General features: G+C 69.5%; 24 protein-coding genes. 16 read left to right on the top strand and 8 right to left on the bottom strand.

The window, feature by feature from the left end:
- Positions 1 to 114 precede the first annotated feature (114 nt).
- Entirely contained in the window at positions 115 to 1,542 is a 1,428-nt protein-coding gene (locus ACVK00_RS03010; protein WP_284891154.1) for an MFS transporter, read from the top strand.
- Between the two features lie 26 nt (positions 1,543 to 1,568).
- Here ACVK00_RS03010 and ACVK00_RS03015 read toward each other — a convergent pair whose 3' ends face one another.
- Entirely contained in the window at positions 1,569 to 2,579 is a 1,011-nt protein-coding gene (locus ACVK00_RS03015) for a 3-hydroxybutyryl-CoA dehydrogenase (RefSeq protein WP_284891152.1), read from the bottom strand.
- Complete coding sequence (locus tag ACVK00_RS03020) at positions 2,576 to 3,682, bottom strand: NAD/NADP-dependent octopine/nopaline dehydrogenase family protein (protein ID WP_284891150.1); 1,107 nt, start codon at positions 3,680 to 3,682, stop codon at positions 2,576 to 2,578. The genes ACVK00_RS03015 and ACVK00_RS03020 overlap by 4 nt, the downstream gene beginning before the upstream one ends.
- 149 nt (positions 3,683 to 3,831) lie before the next feature.
- Between ACVK00_RS03020 and ACVK00_RS03025 the strand changes: the two genes are divergently transcribed.
- A complete protein-coding gene (locus tag ACVK00_RS03025) occupies positions 3,832 to 4,806 on the top strand; it encodes an AraC family transcriptional regulator (RefSeq protein ID WP_284891149.1) in 975 nt (324 codons plus the stop codon).
- On the top strand, positions 4,803 to 5,840 hold the full coding sequence (locus ACVK00_RS03030; RefSeq protein WP_284891148.1) for a LysR family transcriptional regulator: 1,038 nt from the start codon (positions 4,803 to 4,805) through the stop codon (positions 5,838 to 5,840). The genes ACVK00_RS03025 and ACVK00_RS03030 overlap by 4 nt, the downstream gene beginning before the upstream one ends.
- Before the next feature lie 32 nt (positions 5,841 to 5,872).
- On the opposite strand, the gene ACVK00_RS03035 is transcribed toward ACVK00_RS03030, so the two are convergent.
- On the bottom strand, positions 5,873 to 7,003 hold the full coding sequence (locus ACVK00_RS03035) for a porin (RefSeq protein WP_284891147.1): 1,131 nt from the start codon (positions 7,001 to 7,003) through the stop codon (positions 5,873 to 5,875).
- A 411-nt stretch (positions 7,004 to 7,414) separates the two neighbouring features.
- On the opposite strand from ACVK00_RS03035, the gene ACVK00_RS03040 reads away from it, so the two are divergent.
- Together ACVK00_RS03040 and ACVK00_RS03045 are read left to right on the top strand one after the other, a co-directional pair.
- Positions 7,415 to 8,821 (top strand): spinster family MFS transporter, encoded by a 1,407-nt coding sequence (locus ACVK00_RS03040; RefSeq protein WP_284891146.1) that lies wholly within the window; start codon positions 7,415 to 7,417, stop codon positions 8,819 to 8,821.
- Positions 8,822 to 8,975: 154 nt separating this feature from the next.
- Positions 8,976 to 9,956 carry a PDR/VanB family oxidoreductase gene (locus tag ACVK00_RS03045; RefSeq protein ID WP_284891145.1) on the top strand — a complete coding sequence of 327 codons (981 nt, stop codon included), beginning with the start codon at positions 8,976 to 8,978 and terminating at the stop codon, positions 9,954 to 9,956.
- A gap of 132 nt (positions 9,957 to 10,088) precedes the next feature.
- Here ACVK00_RS03045 and ACVK00_RS03050 read toward each other — a convergent pair whose 3' ends face one another.
- On the bottom strand, positions 10,089 to 11,009 hold the full coding sequence (locus tag ACVK00_RS03050; protein ID WP_284891143.1) for a LysR family transcriptional regulator: 921 nt from the start codon (positions 11,007 to 11,009) through the stop codon (positions 10,089 to 10,091).
- A gap of 139 nt (positions 11,010 to 11,148) precedes the next feature.
- Here ACVK00_RS03050 and ACVK00_RS03055 point away from each other — a divergent pair, with 139 nt between their 5' ends.
- The 3 genes from ACVK00_RS03055 to ACVK00_RS03065 all read left to right on the top strand — a co-directional run bounded on the left by ACVK00_RS03055 (position 11,149) and on the right by ACVK00_RS03065 (position 13,384).
- A complete protein-coding gene (locus ACVK00_RS03055) occupies positions 11,149 to 12,432 on the top strand; it encodes an aromatic ring-hydroxylating oxygenase subunit alpha (RefSeq protein WP_284891142.1) in 1,284 nt (427 codons plus the stop codon).
- Positions 12,429 to 12,932, top strand: a complete 504-nt coding sequence (locus ACVK00_RS03060; protein WP_175655273.1) for an aromatic-ring-hydroxylating dioxygenase subunit beta — start codon at positions 12,429 to 12,431, stop codon at positions 12,930 to 12,932. Before ACVK00_RS03055 ends, ACVK00_RS03060 begins: the two co-directional genes overlap by 4 nt.
- Positions 12,933 to 12,997: 65 nt before the next feature.
- The gene (locus ACVK00_RS03065) at positions 12,998 to 13,384 is read left to right on the top strand and encodes a tautomerase family protein (RefSeq protein WP_284891141.1); all 387 of its coding nucleotides are present in this window, start codon (positions 12,998 to 13,000) and stop codon (positions 13,382 to 13,384) included.
- A gap of 71 nt (positions 13,385 to 13,455) precedes the next feature.
- Here ACVK00_RS03065 and ACVK00_RS03070 read toward each other — a convergent pair whose 3' ends face one another.
- Complete coding sequence (locus ACVK00_RS03070) at positions 13,456 to 15,009, bottom strand: ATP-binding protein (protein WP_284891140.1); 1,554 nt, start codon at positions 15,007 to 15,009, stop codon at positions 13,456 to 13,458.
- A 141-nt stretch (positions 15,010 to 15,150) separates the two neighbouring features.
- Between ACVK00_RS03070 and ACVK00_RS03075 the strand changes: the two genes are divergently transcribed.
- Genes ACVK00_RS03075 through ACVK00_RS03095 form a run of 5 tightly spaced genes read left to right on the top strand, consistent with a single transcriptional unit; the run spans position 15,151 to position 19,289 of the window.
- On the top strand, positions 15,151 to 16,344 hold the full coding sequence (locus ACVK00_RS03075; protein ID WP_284891139.1) for an acyl-CoA dehydrogenase family protein: 1,194 nt from the start codon (positions 15,151 to 15,153) through the stop codon (positions 16,342 to 16,344).
- Positions 16,345 to 16,397: 53 nt separating this feature from the next.
- Complete coding sequence (locus ACVK00_RS03080) at positions 16,398 to 16,775, top strand: hypothetical protein (RefSeq protein ID WP_011660268.1); 378 nt, start codon at positions 16,398 to 16,400, stop codon at positions 16,773 to 16,775.
- 8 nt (positions 16,776 to 16,783) lie between these two features.
- The gene (locus ACVK00_RS03085) at positions 16,784 to 17,332 is read left to right on the top strand and encodes a nuclear transport factor 2 family protein (RefSeq protein ID WP_284891135.1); all 549 of its coding nucleotides are present in this window, start codon (positions 16,784 to 16,786) and stop codon (positions 17,330 to 17,332) included.
- Between the two features lie 32 nt (positions 17,333 to 17,364).
- Complete coding sequence (locus tag ACVK00_RS03090; RefSeq protein WP_228909109.1) at positions 17,365 to 18,489, top strand: amidase; 1,125 nt, start codon at positions 17,365 to 17,367, stop codon at positions 18,487 to 18,489.
- 56 nt (positions 18,490 to 18,545) lie between these two features.
- Positions 18,546 to 19,289, top strand: a complete 744-nt coding sequence (locus ACVK00_RS03095) for an SDR family NAD(P)-dependent oxidoreductase (protein WP_284891134.1) — start codon at positions 18,546 to 18,548, stop codon at positions 19,287 to 19,289.
- A 45-nt stretch (positions 19,290 to 19,334) separates the two neighbouring features.
- Here ACVK00_RS03095 and ACVK00_RS03100 read toward each other — a convergent pair whose 3' ends face one another.
- Positions 19,335 to 19,967 (bottom strand): response regulator transcription factor, encoded by a 633-nt coding sequence (locus tag ACVK00_RS03100; RefSeq protein ID WP_011660264.1) that lies wholly within the window; start codon positions 19,965 to 19,967, stop codon positions 19,335 to 19,337.
- 333 nt (positions 19,968 to 20,300) lie between these two features.
- On the opposite strand from ACVK00_RS03100, the gene hpaC reads away from it, so the two are divergent.
- On the top strand, positions 20,301 to 20,846 hold the full coding sequence (gene hpaC, locus ACVK00_RS03105) for a 4-hydroxyphenylacetate 3-monooxygenase, reductase component (RefSeq protein ID WP_228909107.1): 546 nt from the start codon (positions 20,301 to 20,303) through the stop codon (positions 20,844 to 20,846).
- 58 nt (positions 20,847 to 20,904) lie between these two features.
- On the opposite strand, the gene ACVK00_RS03110 is transcribed toward hpaC, so the two are convergent.
- Positions 20,905 to 22,152, bottom strand: coding sequence for a YbfB/YjiJ family MFS transporter (locus tag ACVK00_RS03110; RefSeq protein ID WP_284891133.1), 1,248 nt, complete (start codon positions 22,150 to 22,152; stop codon positions 20,905 to 20,907).
- A gap of 614 nt (positions 22,153 to 22,766) precedes the next feature.
- On the opposite strand from ACVK00_RS03110, the gene ACVK00_RS03115 reads away from it, so the two are divergent.
- Both ACVK00_RS03115 and ACVK00_RS03120 read left to right on the top strand, forming a co-directional pair.
- Positions 22,767 to 22,889, top strand: coding sequence for a hypothetical protein (locus ACVK00_RS03115; RefSeq protein ID WP_006752127.1), 123 nt, complete (start codon positions 22,767 to 22,769; stop codon positions 22,887 to 22,889).
- Positions 22,890 to 22,947: 58 nt separating this feature from the next.
- Positions 22,948 to 23,901 carry a M29 family metallopeptidase gene (locus ACVK00_RS03120; RefSeq protein ID WP_284891132.1) on the top strand — a complete coding sequence of 318 codons (954 nt, stop codon included), beginning with the start codon at positions 22,948 to 22,950 and terminating at the stop codon, positions 23,899 to 23,901.
- Positions 23,902 to 23,909: 8 nt separating this feature from the next.
- Here ACVK00_RS03120 and ACVK00_RS03125 read toward each other — a convergent pair whose 3' ends face one another.
- A complete protein-coding gene (locus ACVK00_RS03125; RefSeq protein WP_228909102.1) occupies positions 23,910 to 24,419 on the bottom strand; it encodes a GNAT family N-acetyltransferase in 510 nt (169 codons plus the stop codon).
- Positions 24,420 to 24,443: the final 24 nt, after the last annotated feature.

Genomic DNA, 24,443 nt, shown 5'->3' on the forward strand with positions numbered 1-24,443 from the left:
ACACTCCCCTTTTTCTGTGGATTTGACCGGGGCGGCGGTGCCGACAACACTAGCCCGCAGTGCCGCATGCGTTCTCCAGAGACGGCACGCGTTCGTCCCCCTTCAGAGTCCGCCATGTACCCGACCGACACCGTGCAATCCCCGAGCGCCGCCCGGCCGCTCGCCGACCGGCAACTGCGCCGGATCGTCATCGCCTCCGTCGCCGGCAACGCGATGGAATGGTATGACTTTTTCGTCTACGGCACGGCCGCGGCGCTCGTGTTCGGCCACGTGTTCTTTCCGCCCGGCGCGTCGCCGCTCGCGGGCAGCCTCGCCGCGTTCGCGGCGTTCGCGCTCGGCTTCGTCGCGCGGCCGCTCGGCGGGATCGTGTTCGGCCATGTCGGCGATCGCTACGGGCGCAAGGCGTCGCTCGTGTGGACGCTGCTGATCATGGGCGCGTCGACGTTCGCGATCGGCCTGCTGCCGACCTACGCACAGGTCGGGCTGTGGGCACCCGCGGCGCTCGTCGTGCTGCGGCTGCTGCAGGGCATCGCGTCCGGCGGCGAATGGGGCGGCGGCGTGCTGATGATCAGCGAGAACGCGCCGCCCGAGCAGCGCGGCTACTACGCGGCGTGGAGCCAGCTCGGCGTGGGCGGCGGCTTCGTGCTGTCGTCGGCCGCGTTCCTCGCCGCGCAGACGCTGCCGGACGATGCGTTCCGCACCTGGGGCTGGCGGCTGCCGTTCCTCGCGAGCATCGCGATCTTCGTGATCGGCATCTATATCCGCCGCCACCTGCCGGAAAGCCGCGACTACGAGCAGGCCGGCAAGCGCGGCGCGCACACGCATTTGCCGATCGTCGAGTGCATCCGCCGTCATCCGAAGGAAATCCTGCTCGCGATGGGGCTGCGCGTCGCCGAGAACGGCGGCGCGTACATCTTCCTCGCGTTCTCGCTCGTCTACGGCAAATACGTCGGCATCCCGAACGGCGTGATGCTGACCGGCGTGATGATCGCGATGATCGTCGAAATGGGCGCGATGCTCGCGTGGGGCCGCCTGTCCGACCGGATCGGCCGCAAGCCCGTGTACCTGATCGGCGCGCTGAGCCTCGTCGCCTGCGCGTTTCCGTTCTTCTGGCTGCTCGACACGCGCGCGACGCCGCTCGTGTGGCTCGCGCTGACGATCGGCACGGCGGTGAGCCACGGCGCGATGATCGGCACGCTGCCCGCGCTGGTCGGCGAGCTGTTCAGCACCGAGGTGCGCTACTCGGGCGTCGCGCTCGGCCATGAAGTCGCGTCGATCTTCGCCGGCGGGATGTCGCCGCTGATCGCGACCGCGCTGCTCGCGCGCTATCACGCGTCGTGGCCCGTGTCGCTGTTCCTCATTGCGCTCGGCCTCGTGACCGTCGCGACGCTGTGCGTGATGCGCGAGACGCGCACCACGCCCGGAGCCGGTATGCCCGGAGCCGGTATGCCCGGAGCCGGTATGCCCGCCGCCGGTATGCCCGGAGCCGGTACGCCCGCCGCCGGTATGCCCGCAGCCGACACGCGCGGCGACGCGGCATGACCGCGCGGCCGCGCGCCGCGCGACGCTCAAGCGCGGGAATCGCGCCGTGCGGCGTCGAACCCGGGCGCAAGCCCGAGGTGATCGAGCAGCCGCGCGAACTCGCCGAGCCGTTGCTGCATGTACGCCGGCACATCGACCTGCGCATAGTCGTGGAACCCGGTGCCTGTGCGCACGCCATCGCGCCCGGCCTCCATGTTGCGCACGACGCTCGCGGCCGGCGCGAAGCGCGGACCGATCTCGCCGGCGAGGTACGTCGACGCGTAGTACAGGATGTCGCAGCCGCCCCAGTCGATGAACTCGAGCAGCCCGAGCACCGCGAAGCGCGGGCCGAAGCCGGTGCGGATCGCCGTGTCGATGTCCGCGGCGCTCGCGACGCCCTCCTCGACCATCCGCGCGGCCTCGTTCATCGCGAGCGCCTGGATGCGCGGCACGATGTAGCCGGGCGCCGGCCCGCAGATCACCGGCTTCTTGCCGACGCGCTCGAGCAGCGCGGCCAGTGCATCGACAACCGACTGATCCGTCGTGTCGCTGCGGCTGATCTCGACGAGCGGCATCAGCAGCGCCGGGTTCAGCCAGTGCGCGTTCAGCATCCGCTCCGGGTGCGCGACATGGCGCTGCAATGTAGTGACGACGAACGTCGACGTCGTCGACGCGATGGTTGCACGCGCATCGACATGTTCGCCGAGCCAGCGCAGCGCGTCGGCCTTCGCGTCGAGCACTTCCGGCAGCGCTTCGAACACGATGCCTGCGTCGCGCACCGCGTGCGCCGCGTCGTCGCGCGCGACCAGCGCGATGCGCGCGACGACGGCCTCTGCCTGCGCGGCATCGATGCGGCCGAGCGCGACCTGCGCATGCAGCGGCCGCAGGATCTCGCCGCGCGTGCGATCCTCGAACGCGCGCCATCCCTGCGCGTCGCGCGGCTTGAAGTCGATCAGCGTCACGTCGAGGCCCGCGAATGCGAACACGAGCGCGATCCCTTGCCCCATGCGTCCCGCGCCGAGCACGTGCACGCGTGTCACGTCGAGAGCGGCCGTCATGCGGCGTACCCCGCATCGAGCAGCGCGCGCATCGCGTCGCGCGACAGGGCGGCGAGACCCAAACCGTCCAGCGTGCGCCCTTGCGCATACAGGTCGCGGCCGGTGACGGCCGACGCGACGCTCAGCAGCCCCTGCGCAACGGGCGTCGGCACGTTGGCCCAGCGTCCGCACGACACGATGAAGGACAGCCCGAGCCGGGTGTCCTCGAGCATGTAGCGATGCGTGCGCAAATCGATCTTCTCGCGCCAGTCGCCGCTGTCGGTCAGCTTGCCGTGCGCGCCGCGCCCGTACATCCATTCGTCGCCGTCGGTCGCGTAGTGGTCCGCGAGCGGGAAATGCGGCGCGCGGTAGCCGAGCGCTTCGCGCACCGCGATGCGTTCGGCGTCGAGCGCGTTCGTCACGCGGCGGATCGACGGTTGCGTGCCCTCGTTGTGGATGTCCCACGCGTCGAAGTGTTCGAGCGGCCCGGCGTTCATCAGGATCAGTGGCGGATGGATCACCGGGCCCGCGTTCATCAGCGCGCCGGACAGCGCGTCCTCGACCGGCTCGACCGACGGATAGCCGGCGCGCAGCACGTCGAACGCCCAGCCGGCCGCGTTCGCGGGAAACACGCCGGTGGGCAGGCGCGTCGCATACGCGCTGATCACGACTTTGTTGTCGCCGTGCTTGCGCACCAGGTACGGCAACGTGCCCGTCTCGGCGTATGCGACGCGCGCACGGTTGCCGGCGTCGGCCGCCGCGCGCGCGAACACGAAGCTGCCGAATGTGCCGGGCGGCAGGAACACGACCTGGCCGTCCTCGAGCAGCGGCGCGACCTGCGCGGCCAGCGCGTCGTGCGACACGGCCGGCAGCGGCACCACGACGAGCCGCGCGCCGCGCAGCGCGGCCGCGAGATCGTCGGTCAGGCGGATCGCGCCGGGTGTATCGCCGAGCGGCACCGCGCGCTCGCCGCGATAGTCGGTCACGTGCAACGCGCCGAGCTCGCGCAGCCGCGCATGCGGTTCGCGGTCGCGCCGCCACCACGTCACGTCGTGGCCCTTCTCGAACAGGTCGATCGCGGCCGCATGGCAGCCGTGGCCGCCGCCCAGTACACATACCTTCATCGTTTTCTCCCGGTGAGTGAGTGTTGCCGAGACTACGCGGCGGCGCGCAGCGCGTCGCTTCAAAACGCGCAACGGCACGCCCGTTCGCGCAACGCAATCGCGGCGCCGCGCATGGCGCCGCACCCACGCATCCGACACGAGGCCCCCGCATGGACATCGCCCTCTCCCGACATGCGCCGAACCGGCTCGGCACGCTGCATGCGCCCGACGAAGTCGAACGCGCGGTCGCGCACCGGCTCGGGCCGCACCGGATGGCCGCGCAAGGCCGCGATCCGTTTCATGCGGAGCTGTACGAGGTACCGCTGCATCACGGCGCGCTGCTCGAGCTTTGCTACGGCCGCGAAACGCGCATCGATTTCGGCGACGATGCCGATCACTTCCTGTTCCGGCTGACGCTGTCGGGCGCGTGCGAGCTGCGGGCCGGCCAGCGGGTCGCGCGGGCGGGCCCGGGCGAGCTGACCGTGTCGTCGCCCGCGCTCGCGAGCCGCCTGAGCACGAGTCCCGATTGCCGCAACCTGGTGCTGCGGCTGGAGCGCGGCGCACTCGAGCGCAAGCTGCAGGACATGCTGCACGCGACGCTCACGCGGCCGCTGCACTTCGATCTCGCCGCCGGCGGCAACGGCGCGGGCGCCGCGCTCGTGCCGCCGACGTTCGAGTACCTGTGCCGGCTCGGCGCGCAGCCGGGCATCGGCGCGGCGGCGACGACGTTCGGCGCCGATCTCACCGCGTGGCTGATGTCGCTGCTCCTCACGCATTTGCCGCATTCGTACAGCGCCGCGTTGACGCGCGGCACGCCGCCACTGCCCGCGCATATGCGCCGCGCATGCGACCACGTCGACGCGCATCTCGGCGAACCGCTCGCGCTCGCCGCGCTGGCGGCCGTCGCGGGCGTCGCGCCGCGCACGCTGCAGCATGCGTTCCGCGCGTTCCTGAACACCACGCCGGCCGCCTACGTGCGCGAGCGCCGGCTGGCCGCGGTGCACGCCGCGCTGCAACGCGGCGACGCGCGCAGCGTGACCGACGTGCTGATCGCGCACGGCATTCATGGCTTCGGCCATTTCGCGAAGGCGTATGCGCGGCGTTACGGCCACGCGCCTTCCGTCACCGCGAGGCAAGCACCATGACGCACTCCGCCACCGGCCGGCCGCCGGCCCCGGCCCGCGCCGAACCTTCACCGCACGACGGCGATTCGCCCGACGGCCTGCGCGTGCAGGATCTCGATCTCAACTTGCTGAAGACGTTTCGCGCGGTGTACGAGGAGCGGCACGTCGGCCGCGCGGCACTGCGGCTCGGCGTCACGCAGCCGTCGGTCAGCTACGCGCTCGGCCGCTTGCGGCTGATGTTCCGCGACGCGCTGTTCGTGCGCACCGGCACCGGCGTCGAGCCGACGCCGCGCGCGCAGCGGCTCGCGATATCGGTCGACAAGGCGCTCGCAATCCTGCAGGACGTGCTCGACGAAGGCTCGCGGTTCACGCCGGACAGCACGCAGCGCGTGTTCCGGCTGCACATGAGCGATTTCGCGGCGAGCGCCTTCCTGCCGACGTTGCTCGCGGCATTCGACCGGCGCGCACCGGGCGCGGTGATCGAGACGCTGCACGTCGACGAATGCCAGCTCAACGTCGCACTCGAATCGGGCCGCATCGATTTCGCGCTCGGGCATTTCGCGGATGCGTCGAGCCATTTCCAGCGCGCGGCGCTCTTGCACGAGCGCTGCGTGTTGCTGATGCCGCGCCGCACCGCGCAACGCGTCGCACTGCCCGACGATTTCGTGCTCGACGGCGACGCGCCGGACACGCTGCGCTTCGTCGCCGTGACATCGCATCCGCAGTCGATGCAATTGCTCGAGCGGCACGGACTGATGCCGCGCGTGCGGGCGGCGCTGCCCGACTTCATGGTGGTGCCGGCGCTGCTCGAACACGGCGATTACGCGCTGATCCTGCCGGAGACCGTCGCGATCACGTTCGCCGCGCGTCAGCCGTCCACGCTGTATGAGATCGCCGGGGCCGGCGAATGGGCCGTCAACGCGTACTGGCACCGGCGCTTCGATGCGGACCCGGGCCATCGCTGGCTGCGTGCGCTGCTGCTGGAGTTGTTCGATATCGGCCGGCAGCCGCCGTTCGACGCATGGCTCGCGCCGCACCCGCCCGCCTGCGCGTAGCGGTGCAGGCGGCCGGGGGCAACCCTCGGCGCTCAGAACGACGTGAGGATGCCCGCGACGATCGAGCTGGCGGTCGCGCCGGGTTTGGCGACCGCGACGCCGCCGCCCGCCGCGCCGTTCACGACGAAGCGCGCATGCGCGCCGTTGCGCACCATCGCCGCGCCCGTGTACAGCACCGTGCGCTTCGACAGCGGATAGTCGAAGCGGATGCCGTACGAATCGGCGTTGCCGTCGCTGTCCGCGACCTTCCGGTAGTGGCCGATGCTCAACAGCAGCGACGCGCGTCCGATCGGCACCGTCGCGCTGAGCTCCATCGTGTCGCTGTGCGGATACGCACTCTGGCTGTCGATCGCGGCCGCGACGTCGGGGCCGCCGCGATGGCGCAGGTACAGCGCGGCGATCTTCACGACGCTGAAGTCGTACGAGATCGCGCCGAGCGTGTAGTTGCCGTTCGCGGCCGTGCTGGTTGTGCCGAGCGCGGATGCGGCGACCGGGCTGAACTTCTGCTGCATGTAGTCGACGTCGATCGACAACCCGCCGCGCGCGTAGTTGAGGCCCGCACCGTACGTATCGCCGAGCGTCGCCGGCTGGCCGGCCGCGCCGTTGGTGCCGCGCGCGGCCATCGCGCGGAGCAGGAAGCCAGCGTAGCGCGGCGACGTGTAGCGCATCGAGTTGCGCACGCGCAGGAACGCGGGCCCGACGAAGTTGTTCGTCGCGTTGCCCCACGCGAGGCCCGCGCCGAGACCGGGCAGGCTGTACGTGACGAGCGTGGTGTGCAGGATCGTGTAGAGCTCGCCGAACTGCACGCCGCCGAATGGCCCGGTGATGCCGACCCACGCCTCGCGGCCGAACAGCGCGCTGCTGTTCGACAGCGTGCCGCTCGCGGCGTTGAAGCCGTCCTCGAGCTTGAAGATCGCCGCGTAGCCGCCGCCGAGATTCTCGACGCCCTTCAACCCCCACTGCGACGCCCACAGGTTGCCGCTGCCCATGCGCGTCACGTGGTTCGGCCCGGCGTTCGCGTATTCGATCGCGGTGTCGACGCGGCCGTAGAGCGTCACGCTCGATTGCGCGAGCGCCGGCAGCGACGCGCACGCCAGGAGCGCGGCAATCAGCGTGGCACGCGGTACGGCAAGCCGGTCGGCCCGCCCGTTCGGATGGTTCATCTTCGTCGTCCCGTAGTCATTCCGGCGCCTGTCGGCGTCGCGCCGCTCGATGTGAATCGCGTTCGCGATCTCGTGCGAACGCTGCCGATCAAAACCGGGCCGAGTCTAGGAACGACAATTTCGGACGTCGACGCAATCCGCTCTATAACGCTTATAGATGCGCCGCATGATGCACGCGGGCCCCGCCGCACGCGCGCTGCGCGCCGGCCCGCGCGCACGGCCTCGGTGTTTTCTTTATCCGGGTCGGTAAAGGTCCGTGTGGCGCGGCTGTCACTCCGGCTATGGCGGCCGAATTTGGCCGACTACGCTGCGTCTCCGACACGTGTCACCCGCACGCTTTCGCGCCGCGACGGCGCCCGGCCCGCGAGGCCGGCGCCGCGCCTTTCCACCGCCCGCTCCTGGAGAATCCGCATGTCCGCACCCACGGCCCGCGCTGCCGACGGCAAGCGCTATACGTACGAATGGTATGTCGTCGTCATCTGCATGCTCGCGTACGTCTTTTCGTTCGTCGACCGCCAGGTGCTCGTCCTGATGATCGAACCGATCAAGCGCGACCTGCACCTGACCGACACGCAGTTCAGCCTGCTCAACGGCTTCGCGTTCTCGCTGTTCTACGCGGTGATGGGGCTGCCCGTCGCGTATCTCGCCGACCGCTACGCCCGCCCGCGCATCATCGCGGTCGGCATCGCGCTGTGGAGCGTCGCGACCGCCGCGTGCGGGCTCAGCCAGCAGTTCGTGCAGATGTTCATCGCGCGCATGGGGGTCGGCGTCGGCGAGGCCGCGCTGTCGCCCGGCGCGTATTCGATGCTCGCCGACTACTTCCCGAAGGAGAAGCTCGGCCGCGCGATCGCCGTGTATTCGCTCGGCTCGTTCATCGGCGGCGGCGTCGCGTTCCTGATCGGCGGCTACGTGATCGCGCTGCTCAAGCACGCGAGCGCATTCACGCTGCCGCTCGTCGGGCAGGTGCATGCGTGGCAGGTCACGTTCCTGATCGTCGGGCTGCCGGGGATTTTCGTCGCGCTGCTGTTCGCCGCGACCGTGCGCGACCCGCAGCGCAAGGGGCTCGCGCAGGATCGCTCGGGCGCCGTGCGGCGCGTGTCGATGCGCGATTCGCTGCGCTTCGTCGGCACGCATCGCGCGACCTTCACGTGCCACTACCTCGGCTTCTCGTTCTATGCGATGACGCTGTACTGCCTGCTGAGCTGGACGCCCGCGTTCTATATCCGCCACTTCGGGATGACGGCCGTCGAAGCCGGCTACACGCTCGGCATCGTGCTGCTGGTCGCGAACACGGCCGGCGTGTTCTGCGGCGGCTGGCTCAACGACTGGCTGCTGCGCCGCGGACGCAGCGATGCGCCGATGCGCGCCGGCGCTATCGGCGCCGCGTGCATGGTGATTCCCGCGACGCTGTTCACGCAGCTCGACAGCCTGCCGGCGTCGCTCGCGATGCTCGTCGTCGCGATGTTCTTCGCGTCGTTCCCGATGCCGACCTCGACCGCCGCGATGCAGACGCTCGCGCCGAACCAGATGCGCGCGCAGATCTCCGCGCTGTTCCTGCTCGTGTCGAACCTGATCGCGCTCGGCATCGGCACGACCGTCGTCGCGCTATTCACCGATCGCGTGTTCGGCGCGCCGGCGGCGGTCGGCCATTCGATGTCGATCGTCAACGTCGTCGCCGCCACGCTTGCCGCGCTGCTGCTGGCGGCCGGATGCCGGCAGTACCGCCGCAGTCTCGAGCGCGAGCGCGGCCATGCGGCTGCGTCGGCCAGCGCGGCCAACGCGGCCGTCGACGGCGGCAACGCGGTCGCCGCACGCTGAGCGGTTGCGATCGGGTCGCCGGCAATTATCCATCCCACTGATTCCGGCATCGCTTTTTTATCGATTTGATTTATGCGATGTCCATCCCTATTCTCGGCTGCATGACGGCGCGGCATCCGCCGAGCCGGTTTCCTCCCTACCCCACGGAACACCCATGCAAGCGAACCGCCACCAGGTCCGGATCGATGCGCTGATCGACGCGGCGCAGGACATCCGCTGTTTCCGGGTCTCGCGCGTCGACGGCCAGCCGTTCGACGCGTACGAGCCGGGCGCCCATATCGACGTCACCGCGCCGTCCGGCGTCACGCGGCAGTATTCGCTGTGCGGCCGCCCCGACGAGCGCGGCAGCTATCTGTTCGCGGTGAAGAAGGAAGCGCGCTCGCGCGGCGGCTCGCGCTCGCTGCACGACGACGTATGCGTCGGCGCCGAGCTGTCGATCGGCGCGCCGCGCAACCTGTTTCGTCTGACCGACGACGCGAGCGAACATGTGCTGATCGCGGCCGGGATCGGCATCACGCCGCTGCTGTCGATGGCGTATGCACTCGAGCAGCGCGGCGCGCGCTACCAGTTGCACTACTTCGCGCGCAGCCGTGAACACGCGGCCTTCGTCGACGAACTGTCGACCGCCCCGTTCGCCGCGCACGTGACGTTCCACTACGGAATCGAGCCCGACGCGCTGGCGGCCGAACTCGGCCGCTGCGTCGAATCGATCGATGCGCACGCCCACGTGTACACGTGCGGCCCCGGCCCGTTCATGGATGCGGTCGTCGCGGCGGCGGCCACGCGGATTCCCGAGGATGCGATTCATCTCGAACGCTTCGCGGCGGAACCGGCCGCGGCCGATGCCGTCGTGAATGCCGCGCCGGCGGAAGGCTTCGAAGTGCGGCTGCAGCGCAGCGGGCAATCGGTGCGCGTCGCGCCCGACACGTCGATCGTCGACGCGCTCGCGCGCATCGGCATCGAGGTCGATATGTCATGCGGCGAAGGCGTGTGCGGCACCTGCATGGTGCCGGTGATCGACGGCGAGCCGGATCATCGCGACCACTGCCTCAGCAAGGCCGAGCGTGCGAGCAACACGGTGATCTGCTGCTGCGTGTCGCGTGCGCGCTCGGCGGTGCTCGTCCTCGATCTCTGATGCGCTGATGCGCTGATGCGACGATGCGCTGCTGCGTCGCGACGGCCCGCGCCTCGATCTCGGATGCGCTGATGCACTGACGCGACGATGCGCCGCTGCATCGCGACGGCCCGCGCTCGCGCGCTCACGCGCTCACGCTTCGTCGAAATGCTCGACGATCTCGGCGAGCAGCGCGCGCATCCACGCGATGCCCTCGTCCTCGTGAAAGTGCTCGTGCCAGTGCATCGTGACCGGCGCGGGCGGCAGCGTCACCGGCAGGTCGTACAGCCGGAACGCATTGCCGCGGTTCAGGATCTGCGCGAGCCGCCTCGGCAGCGTCGCATAGAGATCGGTGACCGACAGCACGCTCGGCAGCGCAACGAAGTGCGGCACTTCGAGCGCGATGTTGCGGCCCACGCCCTGCGCGCGCAAGGCGTCGTCGAGCGCGTGGTGGCTGTGCTCGACCGATTTCACATTGACATGCGCGGCGCGCACGAACTGCTCGAGGCTCAGCGCCGCGCCGGCCGGCAATCCGCGCCGGCGGCCCGTCATGCACACGTAGGTTTCCTCGAACAGCACCTGGTGGCGCGTGCGCGGCATCAGCTCCGGCAGGTTGCCGATCGCGAAGTCCAGCCGGCTCGCGCGCAGCGCCTCCTCGATCTCTTCCACGGGCAGCGGCTGCACGCTCAGCGTCACGCGCGGCGCGCGCTCGCGCAGCGCCTGGCAGATCGCCGGCAGGTACGCCATCTCGCCCGCGTCCGACAGCGACAGCCGGAACGTGCGCGTGCTCGACACCGGATCGAAACGCTCCGCATAGCGCAGCGCGACGCGCACCATGTCGAGCGCCTTGCCGACGATCCCTGCGAGTTCGAGCGCGACCGGCGTGGGCTGCATCCCCGCGCGCGTGCGCACGAACAGCGGATCGTCGAACAGCGTGCGCAGCCGCCCGAGCGAATAGCTGACGGCCGGCTGCGACAGCGCGAGCCGCTCGCCGGCCTTGGTCAGGCTGCGCTCCTCGACGATCGCCTGGAACACCCGCAACAGGTTCAGATCGAGATGATCGACCGATGTCATCGTGACCTCCATCATTTGCCGTATTTATTTGATCATCAATTTTAGATCAATTTGACGGATATGTAGCAGAAGCCGAGACTGGTCTCCCGACGCTGCGCACAGCGCGGCCCGACTTCGCGACTCTTTCCCCACGACGACGATGAGCGACATTCCCTACCAGACGATCGACACCCGCGCGTTGCACGGCTTCGCGCAGCCCGACCGCATCGCGCCCGCGATGTATCACGACCCCGCGCTGTTCGAAGCCGAGCTCGACCGCATCTTCTACCGCACCTGGATCTGGGTCGCGCATGAGAGCGAGTTGCCGAACCCGGGCGACTTCATCACGACGACGATCGGCCGCCAGCCGGTGATCGTCGTGCGCGACAAGACCGGCGAGATCAACGTGCTGCAGAACCGCTGCCGCCATCGCGGCGCGACCGTGTGCGAATCGCACAAGGGCAACGCGAAGGGCTTCACGTGTCCGTATCACAGCTGGTCGTACGCGCTCGACGGCACGCTGCGCGCGCTGCCGTACGGCGACGGCTACGAAGGCGTGTGCGAGAAAGGCGACCTGCCGCTCGTGAAGCTGCGCGTCGGCGTGTATCAAGGGCTGATCTTCGCGAGCTTCAACGACGACATCGAACCGCTCGAGGATTTCCTCGGCGGCGCGAAGCCGTGGATCGACCTGTTCATGAAGCAGGGCGCAGGCTACCCGATCAAGGCGAACGGCGAGCACAAGTTCAAATTCAAGGGCAACTGGAAGATCCAGCTCGAGAACACGACGGATCTCTATCACTTCCCGGTCGTGCACAAGTCGTGGATGAAGTCGATCGACGATGAAACAGCCGCCGCGATCACGAGCTTCATGACGAGCGAGCACGCGTTCTGTCGCGCGCTCGGCAACGGCCACAGCCTCGCGGTGCTGATGCCCGAGCTGATCGATCTCGACGAAGACGACGGCGCGCCGCTGCCCGAGCGCTTCGCGCCGCTCGCAGCAAAACTCGCCGAGCGCCACGCGCCGGACGAAGTGCGCCGCATCGTGCGCTCGCTGCTGGGCGTCGGCTTCAACCTGAACCTGTTTCCGAACCTCGCGCTGTCGATGGCGTTCTTCCGCGTGCTGCGGCCGATCTCCGCGAACGAAACCGAGATCCGCCACGTCGCGCTCGCGATGGACGGCGGCCCCGACGAAGCGAACCGCGAGCGGCTGCGCATCCACGAACACTTTCAGGGCCCGTTCGGCTTCGGCAGCCCCGACGACGCGGAAGCGTGGGAGCGCGTGCAGCGCGGCGCGCATGCGGGCCCCGACGTGCCGATCCTCGTGAACCGCGGGCTGAATCGCGAGACGACCGCCGCGAACGGCGAAAAGACCGCGCATGCGACCGACGAGACCGGCATGCGCGAGGCCTACCAGCAATGGCGCAAGTTGATGGAGCAAGCATGATGGACGACCGCAACGCCCTTTTTTCGCAGCAGACCTTCGCCCGCGCGGTCGAATTCGTGTGGCGCGAAGCCGAGATGCTCGACCGCCGCGACTATCGCGCGTGGCTCGACCTGTGGGATCCGGCCGGCCACTACGTGGTGCCGATCGATCCCGACGCCACCGATTTCGCGGCGACGCTGAACTACGTGTTCGACGACCAGGACATGCGCGAGAAGCGCGTGCAGCGGATGCTGTCCGGTTACTCGGCGTCGGCGACCGACGCGGCGCGCACGGTGCGCACCGTGTCGCGCTTCACGCTGGAAAGCAGCAGCGCCGGCATCGTCGAGCTGAAATCCGCGCAGGTGGTCGTCGCCTACAAGCGCGGCGTCGCGACGCTGTTCGCGGCCGACGTCACGCACAAGCTGCACGTCGACGCCGAAGGCGAGATGCGGATCGCCGAGAAGGTCGTGCGCCTGATCGACTCGACCGAAGCGCTCAGCGCGATCGGCTTCCTGCTGTAACGCGCGGCCGGTTCGCCGCTGCAAGTGCAACGGTGAACCGGTCACCTTCACCTTTCCGGACGACCATGCCCACACTCGAAGTTTTCCTGCCGGCCGGCCATGACGACGCCCGCAAGGCCGAGCTGATCGCACGGCTGACCGGTGCGACCGTCGACGCGATCGGCGCACCGGTCGAATCGGTGCGCGTGCTGCTGACCGAATTGCCCACGACGCACATCGGTCTCGGCGGGCGCACGGCCGCCGACGGCGCGCCGCCGTCGCTGCCCGTGATCGTCGCGATCCTGATCGCCGGGCGCACCGACGAACAGAAACGCGCGCTGATCGCCGCGCTGTCGGACGCCGGCGCGAACGTGCTCGATGCACCATTGCAGGCGACGCGCGTGATGATCAAGGACATCCCGAACACCGACTTCGGGATCGGCGGGCAGACCGCGCGGGCATTGGGGCGCTGATCGTGTGCCACGCGTCGCAGCCTCGCCGTGACGCACGTAAAGCACGTGAAGCCTGCGAAGCAACCCAGCGGCTACGCCTGCGCGTCGGCGAGCGGCAGCGTCACGCGGCAGTCGAGCCCGCCACCTTCGGCCGGGCTCGCGACGATGCGGCCGCCGTGGCGCGTGACGATGCTCTTGCACAGCGACAACCCGATCCCGTTGCCGCCGGCCTTCGACGACGAGAAGCCGTCGAACAGCCGGTCGTGCGCCCCTTCGGCGACCCCGGGGCCGTTGTCGATCGCGCGCAGCTCCGCCTGCCCGCCGACGTTCGCGGTGCCGAGCGTCAGCGTGCGCGGCGTGCGCTCGCAGCCGGCGAACGCCTCGATCGCGTTGAAGGCGAGGTTGAGCACCACCTGCCCGATCAGCACACGCTCGCAGCGGATCGGCAGCGGCGCATCGGCCTGCACGATCGCGACCGTCACGCCCGCCTCCTTCGCGCGCAACTCGATGAAATACGCGACGTCGGCGAGGATCTCGCGCAGGTCGGCGAGCGCGACGACCGGCTCGCGCTTCACGATGAATTCGCGCACGCTCTTGATGATCAGCGCCGCATGCTCGGCCTGCCGGTCCGCGCTGCGCAGCCCCCAGATCGCATCGTCGACGGCGCCGCGCGCATTCAGCCGCCGCACCGCGCCCTCGATGAAGTTGCGCACGGCCGCGAGCGGCTGGCTCAGCTCGTGCGCGATCACGCTCGCCATCTCGCCCATCGCGTTGTAGCGGCCCGCGTATTCGAGCATGCGCGCTTCCGCACGCCGTGCGTCCTCGATCGCGACTTCGTCGCTCACGTCGCGAAACTGCACGAGCAGCCCGTCGAGATCGCCTTCGATCTCGACCTGCCGGCACAGGATGCGCAGCCAGCACGTCGATCCGTCGCGCCGCACGATCCGGTAGCGCTGCGGCTCGGACGGGCACGCGCACGGCGCATCGCGCAGCTGCGCGACGAGCCGGTCGCGGTCGGCCGCGCTGCAGTAGTCGAGCACCTCGCCGAGCGCTTCGTCCGGCGCGAGCCCGAGCACGCGCCGGCCCGACTCGCTGATGAACTGCACGCGGCCGTGCGGCGTCACGACCGCGATCCCTTCGTCGAGATCCTGCATGAACTCGCGCAGCCGCGCCTCGTAGCGACGCAGTTGCTGGCGGACCGCCTCTTCCGCGCTGATGTCGCGGAACTGCACCATCACGACGTCGCGCCCGCGCAGCGGCACGTAGGTGGCGGTCGCCTCCGACAGCATGTCGACGCCCGTGCGCGACCGGTAGCACCACTCGTACACCTGCGGTCCGTCGACGAGCGCGCGATCCCACGCGCTCACGGCGATCTCGCGGCGGTATTTCGGTTCGGGACGCGTCATGTCCTGCGCCTTCAGCGGCAGCAGCTCCTCGACGGAAAAACCGAGCGCGATGCACGCGGCGCGGTTCGCCCACACGATCGCCCGGGTCTGCGCGTCGTGCAGCAGCACGCAGGTGGTCAACGCGTCGAGCAGCCGGTGGAAATCGTCTTCGTCGGGAAAACTCATGATCGGATTCGGATGAAGGCGCGCGGCGTCGCGCGGCCGGATGTCCAACATAGCACCGGCGTGCGCGGCCCGCATCTGAAGATTTCTTTAGTCCGGCACGGAGCGACACCAGTCACGCGGCCCTACGCACCAATTGCTGCGGGTTTTCGGCGTTTCTAGACTAGGCCCATGCATCGTCTTGCCCCCGCAATCGAACCCCATCCCCAGGAGACCGCCATGCCCAACGCCGCCCTCGCCATCGACACCGCGTCCCCCTCGCCGCACGCGGTCCGTGAAGCGGCCGCGCGGGTGTCGCCGCTCGACGCCGTGATCGAGACCGTCGCCGCGCGCCGCGACGAATTCGACCGCCTGTCGCACGTGCCGCGCGACGTGATCGCGCTGTTCAAGGAAGCCGGCATCTATCGCGCGGGCACGCCGCGCCGCTTCGGCGGCGACGCGCTCGCGCCGGGCGCGTTCCTCGACATGATCGAGCGGATCGCGACCGCCGACGGGTCGGCCGCGTGGGTCGCGAGCTTCGGCTCGGCCAACGTCTATCTCGCCGCGCTGCCGCTCGCCACGCAGGCCGAGTTGTACGCGAGCGGGCCCGACCAGGTGTTCGCGGGCGGGCTGTTCCCGGTGCAGCCGGCGCAGACGGCCCCCGGCGGCTGGCGCGTGAACGGCACGTGGAAATTCGCGAGCGGCTGCAAGGGCGCCGACTGGCTCGGCGTCGGCATCGCGGTGCCCGGCGCGCAGGACGCCGCGCCGAACAAGCCGCGCACGGCCGTGTTCCGTGCCGCCGACGTCGAGATCGTCGAGAACTGGAGCGTGGTCGGCATGCAGGGCACCGGCAGCCACGACCTGCGCGTCGACGATCGCTTCGTGCCCGAAGCGTGGACCTTCGTGCGCGGCGGCGAGGCGACCGTCGACGAGCCGCTGTACCGCTATCCGACCGTCGCGTATGCGGCGCAGGTGCTGGCCGTGGTCAACCTCGGGCTGGCCCGCGCGGCGCTCGACGTCGCGAACCGGATGTCGGGCGGCCGCCAGACGACCACCGGCGCGCCGCGCCTCGCCGATCGCGCGTATTTCCGCATCGAGCTCGCGAAGGCCGAGGCGCAGTTGCGCTCGGCGCGCGCGTTCTTCTACGACGCGACCGACTCGGTCTGGCAATCGATCCTCGCGGGGAACCCCGTGACGCCCGAGCAGGTCAGCCTGCTGAGGCTCGCCGCCACGCACATCGCCCGCGAAGGCGCGAGCGTCGTCGAGCGCGCGTATCGCCTCGGCGGCACGGCCGCGATCTATCGCACGCATCCGCTGCAGCGCCTGCTGCGCGACGCGATGGTCGTCACGCAGCATGCGTTTCTCGGCGAAGGCAACTTCGACGGCGCGGGCGCGGTGTTCACCGGCGTCACCCCGTTTCCCGGCTATCTGTAATCCGCGTCGCTTCGCCGCGACGTCGCTCAACGCATTCTTCAGGAGAACCTGTCATGTCCGATTCGAATCCGCTGCCGCTGCGCGTGCTGTTCTGCTGCGGCGTGTCGCAAAACTTCTTCGATCTGCCGCGCGAGAAGATCGGCGAAGTGTGGCAAGCGTACGGCGCGATGCTCGCCGCCGTCGAGGCGATGCCCGGCGTGCGCGTGCTCGGCGTGATGGATGACGACCGCCTCGTCGTGGGCCAGGCCGACGGCGCGCCGTGGACCTTCTACATCATGGCCGACGTCGCCGACTTCGACACGACGGTCGCGGTCTGCAACCTGTATCGCACGACGCCCGTCGGCGAATACAACCTGTGGCGCTACGGCAAGATCGAGGCGCGGGTCGGCCGCGCGCTGACCGTGCCGCCGGCCGCGCGCCCCGCGTCGTGAGACGCGCGATGACCGGCTCCGATTCGGCCCGCTCGATCGATGCACGCGAAGTGCTTGAAGTGCTCGGAGCGCTTGAGCGGCGCGTGGCGACGCTCGACGCCGAACGCGCGGTGCGCGCGACGATCACGCGCTACATGGCGCTGTGCGACGTGCCCGAGGATGCCGGCGACGGCCCGGCGCTCGCCGCGCTGTTCACGGCCGATGCGGTGTGGGAAGGCATCGGCCCGCAGTACGCGCGCAAGTTCGGCCGCCTCGAAGGCACGGACGCGATCGTCGCGATGCTGCGCCGCTATCTGCCGCCCGAGCCGCATTTCTCGGCGAACCTGCACTTCCTGACGTCGGAGTCGATCGACGTCGGCGCCGATCTCGCGACCGCGCGCGGCCGCTGGATCATGCTGCAGGCGTCGCGCCATGTGGACGGCACGGCCGAGCTGATCGCCGCGCGGCTGACCGTCGATTTCGCGCCGGCCGATGGCGCCGCCTGGCTGATCCGCCATTTCCGCACCGAGCGCGTGCTCGACGGCCCGTGGCCGCTCGCCGCCGCGCCGCGGTCCTGAACCCTTTCACCGCGCTCGCGCGCCATCGCACCATGACAGGCTTCATCGACACCTTCACGCTGGGCGGCCCGGGCCCGACGATCGCGATCAAGGATACGATCGACATCGCCGGCCATCCGACCCGCGCGGCCAGCCGCGCGCTCGCCGACGCACCGCCCGCCGCGCGGCACGCGGACGTGGTCCGCCTGCTGCTCGACGCCGGCTGGCAGATCGCCGGCAAGGCGAACATGCACGAGCTCGCGTTCGGCATGACCGGCATCAACGACACCACCGGCACGCCGGTCAATCCGCAGGACCCGACGCGCATTCCGGGCGGCTCGTCGAGCGGCTCGGCGTCGCTCGTCGGGCTCGGCGTCGTCGACGCCGCGCTCGGCACCGATACCGGCGGCTCGATTCGCGGGCCGGCCGCCTGCTGCGGCGTGGCCGGGCTCAAGCCGACGTTCGGCCGCGTGTCGCGGCGCGGCGTCGCGCCCGCCGACACCACGCTCGATTGCGTCGGGCCGTTCGCGCGCGACGTCGATACGCTCGCGGCCGTGATGGCCGCCATCGCACCGGGCTTCGACCGCGCGCGTGCGGCAGCGCCCGTTGCCGGCTGCACGATCGCGCGCGTGATCGTCGATGCCGACGCGGCCATCGTCGCCGCGCTCGACACGGCGGTGCGCGCGTCCGGCCTGCGCGTGCGCGATGCCGTGCTCGACGAGCTGCCTGCCGCGTTCGCGGCCGGGCTCGCCGTCATCAACGCGGAAACGTCGCGCGCATTCGGTCATCTCGTCGCCACCGGCAAGCTCGGCGCCGATCTCGATGCGCGGCTGCGCACGGCCGCGACGACGACACCGGCCGCACTGGAGGAAGCCGAAGCCGCGCGCACGCGCTTCACCGCGCAGGTCGATGCCGCGCTCGAACATGCGGACGTGCTGGTGCTGCCGACGCTGCCCGCGTTGCCGATTACGCTTCAGCAGGCACGCGACGGCGTGTCGGTGATTGCGATGTCGTCGCTGATCCGCCCGTTCAACCTGAGCGGCCACCCCGCGCTCAGCCTGCCGCTGCCGCTCGCGGGAACGCCGCTGAAGGCCGGCTTGCAGATCGTCGGACGCAAGGGCGCGGACGAACAGGTGTGCGCCGTCGCCGCGCACTTCGAGGCGGCGCTCGCCGCCTGAACCACGATGCGGGCGCCGCTTCGGCCACGCGCCCGCGAACCAGGGAATCACGCACCATGTCAGATCGAGTCGTCCTCGTCACCGGCGCCGCGCGCGGGCTCGGCACCGTCATCGCCGAACGCTTTCACGCGGCCGGCTATCGCGTCGCGCTGGCCGACATCGCCGCCGACGCCATTCAAGCGCATGCGCGCGACCTCGACCCGAGCGGCGAACGCGCGATCGCGCTGCCGCTCGACGTCACGTCGAAGCACGACTTCGAAGCCGCGCGCGATGCGCTCGTCGCGCGCTGGGGCACGATCGACGTGCTCGTCAACAATGCCGGCGCGTCGAAGGTCGTGCCAGCGATGGAGATCACGGCCGAGCAGTTCGATCAGGTGATCGACGTGAACCTGCGCAGCGTGCTGTTCGGTTGCCAGGTATTCGGCCAGTACTTCGCGACGCGCGGCGCGGGTCGCATCGTCAACATCGCGTCGCTCGCCGGGCAGAACGGCGGCTCGGCGACGGGCGCACACTATGCGGCCGCGAAGGGCGGCACGCTGACGCTGACCAAGGTATTCGCGCGCGATCTCGCCGCGCAGGGCGTGACCGTCAACGCGATCTCGCCGGGCCCGCTCGACTTGCCGATCGTCTACGAGAGCGTCGCGCCGGAAAAGCTGCGGCAGGTGCTCGCGAGCCTGCCGGGCGGCAAGCTCGGCTCGGCCGGTTTCGTCGCGGATGCGGCGGTGCTGCTCGCGTCGGGCGACGCGCATTTCGCGAACGGCGCGTGCTGGGACATCAACGGCGGGTTGTACATGCGTTGAGCGTTGAACGTGGCGCGCTTCGGCGCGCGCGCGTGCAGCTGGCAGCTAGCGCGGCGTTTCGTTGTCGCCGCCCCACACGACCATCACGTCGCGCACGAGCGCGGCGATCGACGTCGCGCCGAGCTTCTCCTTGATGCTCGCCCGATGCACGTCGACGGTCTTCACGCTGATCGACAGATCAGACGCGATCTGCTTGCTGCCCTTGCCGTCGACGACGCCGCGCAGGACTTCCTTCTCGCGCGCGGTCAGCGCATCGAGCCGCTGGCGCAGCTCGCGGTGATGCCGGTCGACCGCGTGCCGCTGCTGCGCGAGCCGCAGCGCGCGTTGCACGCGCTCGAGCATCTGCTGCGAGTTGTATGGCTTCTCGACGAAGTCGATCGCGCCGTTCTGCAGCGCGCGCACCGACATCGGAATGTCGCCGTGCCCGCTGACGAAGATCACCGGCAGCGTCGCGCCGCGCGCATTCAGCTCCGCCTGCACGTCGAACCCGCTTTTCTCCGGCATCCGCACGTCGAGCACCAGGCACGCGGGCAGGTTCACGTCGAAGCGCGCGAGAAAGTCGGCGGCATTCGCGAATCCTTCGGACGCGATGCCGACCGATTCGAGCAACCAGGCGAGCGACGTCCGCATGCCGCTGTCGTCGTCGACGATGTATACGATCGGAGCGGGTGACGTCATCGGGGTGTCTCGCAAAATATCGGTATCGGTATCGCACGCGCCGCATATCAGGCAAGCGTCGTTCGTCGGGGGTGTGCGGCACATCATAACGAGCCGAAAATGCGCTGAATACCCCTTCACGTGCCGCGCGAACGCCCGATCGCACTTTTTTTCGCGCGCCGCGCCGCGCATCTAGGTAGAACCTTTAGACGCGTTGGCGGGAACGCCAGCTTCGGCATCAATCGTGCGAATGTTCGCCGGCTTTTTCGCGACGTACGCTTGGGTCATCGTCGACGATCCGATGCCGCATCGACGCGATGCACGATCGCCGCACTCATTCACCCAGGAGCGCCCATGTCCGCCACGACCGAAACCCCGCAACCGGCGCGCGCCGAACCGACCGACGCGCAAAAGGCCTTCCGGCAAGCGATGGCCCACCTCGGCGCGGCCGTCAACGTGATCACCACCGCGGGGCCGCACGGCCGTTGCGGAATCACGGCGAGCGCCGTCTGTTCCGTCACCGATGCGCCGCCGACGCTGCTCGTGTGCCTGAACCGGTCGAGCGCGATGCACGCGATCTTCGAGCGCAATCGGCACGTGTGCATCAACGTGCTGCCGGCCGAGCACGAACTGCTCGCGCGGCATTTCGCGGGACTCACCGAGTTGCCGATGGAGCGCCGCTTCGAATTGCCGGTGTGGGAGCGCGGTGAGCAGGACGTGCCCGTGCTGCGCGACGCGCTCGCGAGCCTGCAGGGGACGATCGCCGAGATGAAGGAAGTCGGCTCGCATTCGGTGATGTTCATCGAGGCGACGTCGATCCGCGTGCGCCACGACGGCGACAGCCTCATCTACTTCAGCCGCGCGTTTCATCGCGTGTCGCGCACGGCGTGTGTGCGGTGAAACGCGCGTGACGACCGGCAACGCACGTTCGCAAGCCCGCTATTAGCGTGAACAGACCCTAGGACGCCCGCAGCGCGCGCTGTCCGGCCGCGAGCGCCGCACCCGCGAACAGCGTCAGCGCCGAATACACGAGCCCGCGCGCGAGCCCCGCGCTGTCCGACACCCAGCCGATCGCGACAGGGCCGGCGATCTGCCCGAACGCGAAGACCGTCGTGAACGCGCTGATGCCTTTCGCCCAGCCTTCCGGCGGCAGGTTGTGACGCACGAACGCGGTAGTCGCCGCGACCGCCGACAGGAACGTCGCGCCGAACAGCACGCCCGACGCGAACGCGGCCGCCGGATGCACGAACAGCGCCGGCATCAGCGTCGCGACGCCGAGCAGTGCGTTGAGCACGGCCAGCGCCTGGCCGCCGCGCATCCGGTCGAGCAGCCCCGACCACAGCCGCGCGGACACGACGGTCGCCACGCCGAGCGTCACGTAGAACGCGGACACGACCGTCCCGCTCATTCCCGCGCCGCGCAGCAGCGCGACGATGAACGTCATGTAGCCGATATAGCCGACGCCGAACAGTCCGTAGCCCGCGAGCGCGAGTGCGAAGCGCGCGGGGTGCGCGGTGGCGGCCGGCGCGGTGCCGTCGCGCGGCACGGCCGGTGCCGCGTGCGCGCGCTCGATGCGGCGTGCCGCCGACACGGCTGCGGCGGAGAACAGCACGCACGCGAATGCGAGCGCGAACCACGCGGGTTGCCAGCCATGCGCGCGATGCACGAGCGTCGCCGGCACGAGCAGCGACGACGCGACGACGCCCCACCCCGTGCCGCCGTAATAGAGCCCGAGCAGGAGCCCCGCATCGCGCGGCGACGCGGATGCGAGCCGCGCGGCCAGCACGCCGCCGCTGATGAAGATCAGCGCGCTGCCGACGCCCGTCGCGAGCCGCTCGACGAGCAGCGCGTTCATGCCGGACGTGAGCCCGCATGCGGCCATCAGCACCACGGTCAGCGCGCAGCCGGCCGCCAGCAGCGTGCCCGTGCGCCAGCGCCGCGACAGGAACGGGAAAATGAGCGCGCCGATCAGGTAGCCGGCCGCGTTCGCCGTGTTCAGCGCGCCGGCCTGCGCGAAGGTCCAGCCGAGATCGGCCTTCATCGGCGGCAACAGCAGCGCATACGAGAAGCGTGCGAGACCGAGCGCGATCGCGCTGCCGAGCGACAGGCAGATCGCGAGCCGCCATGCGGCCATGCGGTCGGGTTCGGTGGCGCTCGCATCCGGCCGTGCTCGGCCGGCGTGCTCCGGTTGCGGTGCTGCGCGCATCGCGGTGTCTCCATCGTGGTTCGAGGCCGGTCCGGGCCGATGCCCGGGGCCTGGGTTCCGCAACGCCGACGCGGCTTGACGGCCGTGGCCCGTGACGTTGTCGCTGCGGATTCCGTGTTATGGCGAGCGCCGGTCCCGACTGCCGGAACCGGTGCGCCGCTCGACCGATGATACTTGACCGGCTGCGAGCGCTGCCCGCGCCGCCAGCAGCGATACCGTACGCCGCCCGCAAACCGCGATGCGCCGACGCTCGGCCAGTTCGAGACCATCGGCGACGCACGCATCTTCCGCGAATGATAAAAATCGAAACGATCGGCGCAATTGGGCTTCGGATTTAAAAAATCACGTAAATCGATTTATCGATCATGCCCCGATATTCAATAAAAAATTGCGGCCTTCGAAATTCGATTCATTCGCCTCAATCGCACGATGCGCAGCGAACCCGCATGTTTAGCATGCTCCGGCTAAAAACCTTGCAACGCATTGCATTCGTGAAATCGTCAGACTAATATCGACGCCACTCGCCCGGTATTCAAAAAATTCCGGATGAGGGCGGTAATCCCTTTACCGCGCTTTCATGTTGAATCACTCATGTTCACCACAGGAGAATTGACATGCAGGAAACCCGGCAAATCGAATTGCTTGACTGGATGCAGGAAGACACGCACCCCGAAGCCGTCGACATGATGGTGGAGGATGCCGTGGTGCCGTTCGGCACCGCGCTCTGGCCGGTCTGAGCGGCCAGCCCGTTCTCGCGGAAGGGCTGCGGCCCTTCCGCCGCTTCCGGAGACACGCATGCTGAACCTGCATCGCGCGCTGGGTTTTCACCCGGCGCTGCGCGACAAACTCGCACGCGGCGAGACGGGACAACTGCTGGTCGGCTACGACACCCGCAACCGCGACACCGCATTGCGCGCGTTTTCCGCCCTGCCCGACTCGCTCGACGCGACGACCCTCTGCCTCGAAAGCACCCCGCCCGCGGAGATCACCGCCGCGCTCACGCACGCCGACCTGTTCGTGCTGCTGTACGACTCGTCGTGCCTGCCGACGCCGTCGCCGAGCGGCCCGCCGTTCCTGGCCGCGATCCGTCCCGCGATCGTCGAGCACTGGAGCAAGTCGGTGCTGTTCAAGGATTACGGCCCGCATCTCGACGAGGCGTTCGCCGAATCGCTCGACGACATCGCCGCGCGCAACGGCCGGCTGATCGACGCGGCCGCGCGCGCGTCGCAGATCCGCTTCATCGACGAAGCCGGTAACACGCTGACCGGCTCGCTCACGCCGGACCAGAAATGGACGAGCGTGGACGGGATGGGCAATCTCGACGTCGTGCCCGGCGAAATCGCGACGCACGTCACCGACCTGCACGGCTCGATCGTGTTCAGCGGCACGTTTCTCGGCACCGTGCCGTTCGCGATCAAGTACCGTGTGGCGGAGCGGCTCGCGACGCTGCATGTCGAAGACAGCCTGATCGTCGATTTCGACAGCGACGACGCGGGCTTCCGGCGCGACTTCGCGTCGTATCTCGACCGGCACGACAATCACCGGCGCATCGAGGAATTCGGCATCGGCACGAACCTGGGCATCCGCGGGCTGTACGGCCGCAACGCCGGGTTCGAGGAACGCCATCCGGGCCTGCATCTCGGCCTCGGCGGCGGCGCGAACGGCAGCCATCACCTCGACCTGATCTTCGCGCGCGGCACGCTCGCGTTCGACGGGCAGATCGTGTTCGACGGCGCGTTCGCCGTCTGAGCGTGGAATCAGGCTTCGGCGGCCGCCGCGTCGCCGAGCCACTTGAACATCACGAGGCAATCGACGAAGCCGAGCCGCGCATGACGATACGCGCGCGGCAAGCGGCCGACGATCTCGAAGCCGAGCGTCTGCCACAACGCGACCGCCACTTCGTTCGTCGCGACCACCGAGTTGAACTGCATCGCGAGGAAGCCGCGTTCGCGGGCCACCTGCTGCGAGTGCTCGCACATCAGGCGCGCGACGCCCTTGCCGCGCGCCGCCTCGGCGACCATATAGCCGCAGTTGCACACGTGATTGCCGGGCCCGGCCGCGTTCGCCTTCAGGTAGTACGAGCCGAGCAGCACACCGTCCTCCTCGGCGACCCACGTGCACAGCGGCGCGTCGAGCCACAGCGCGCGGGCGGCTTCGCGCGTCGGCGCCGGATCGAATGCGTAGGTCTCCTGCGCGGCGACGATCGCTTGGTAGGTGGGCCAGAAGCGGGGGAAGTCGTCTTCGGTCATCGGGCGAAGCGTGATCATGCGGGTCCTCTCGCGAAGGGGTTG

The organism is Burkholderia sp. PvR073, from assembly GCF_054055695.1.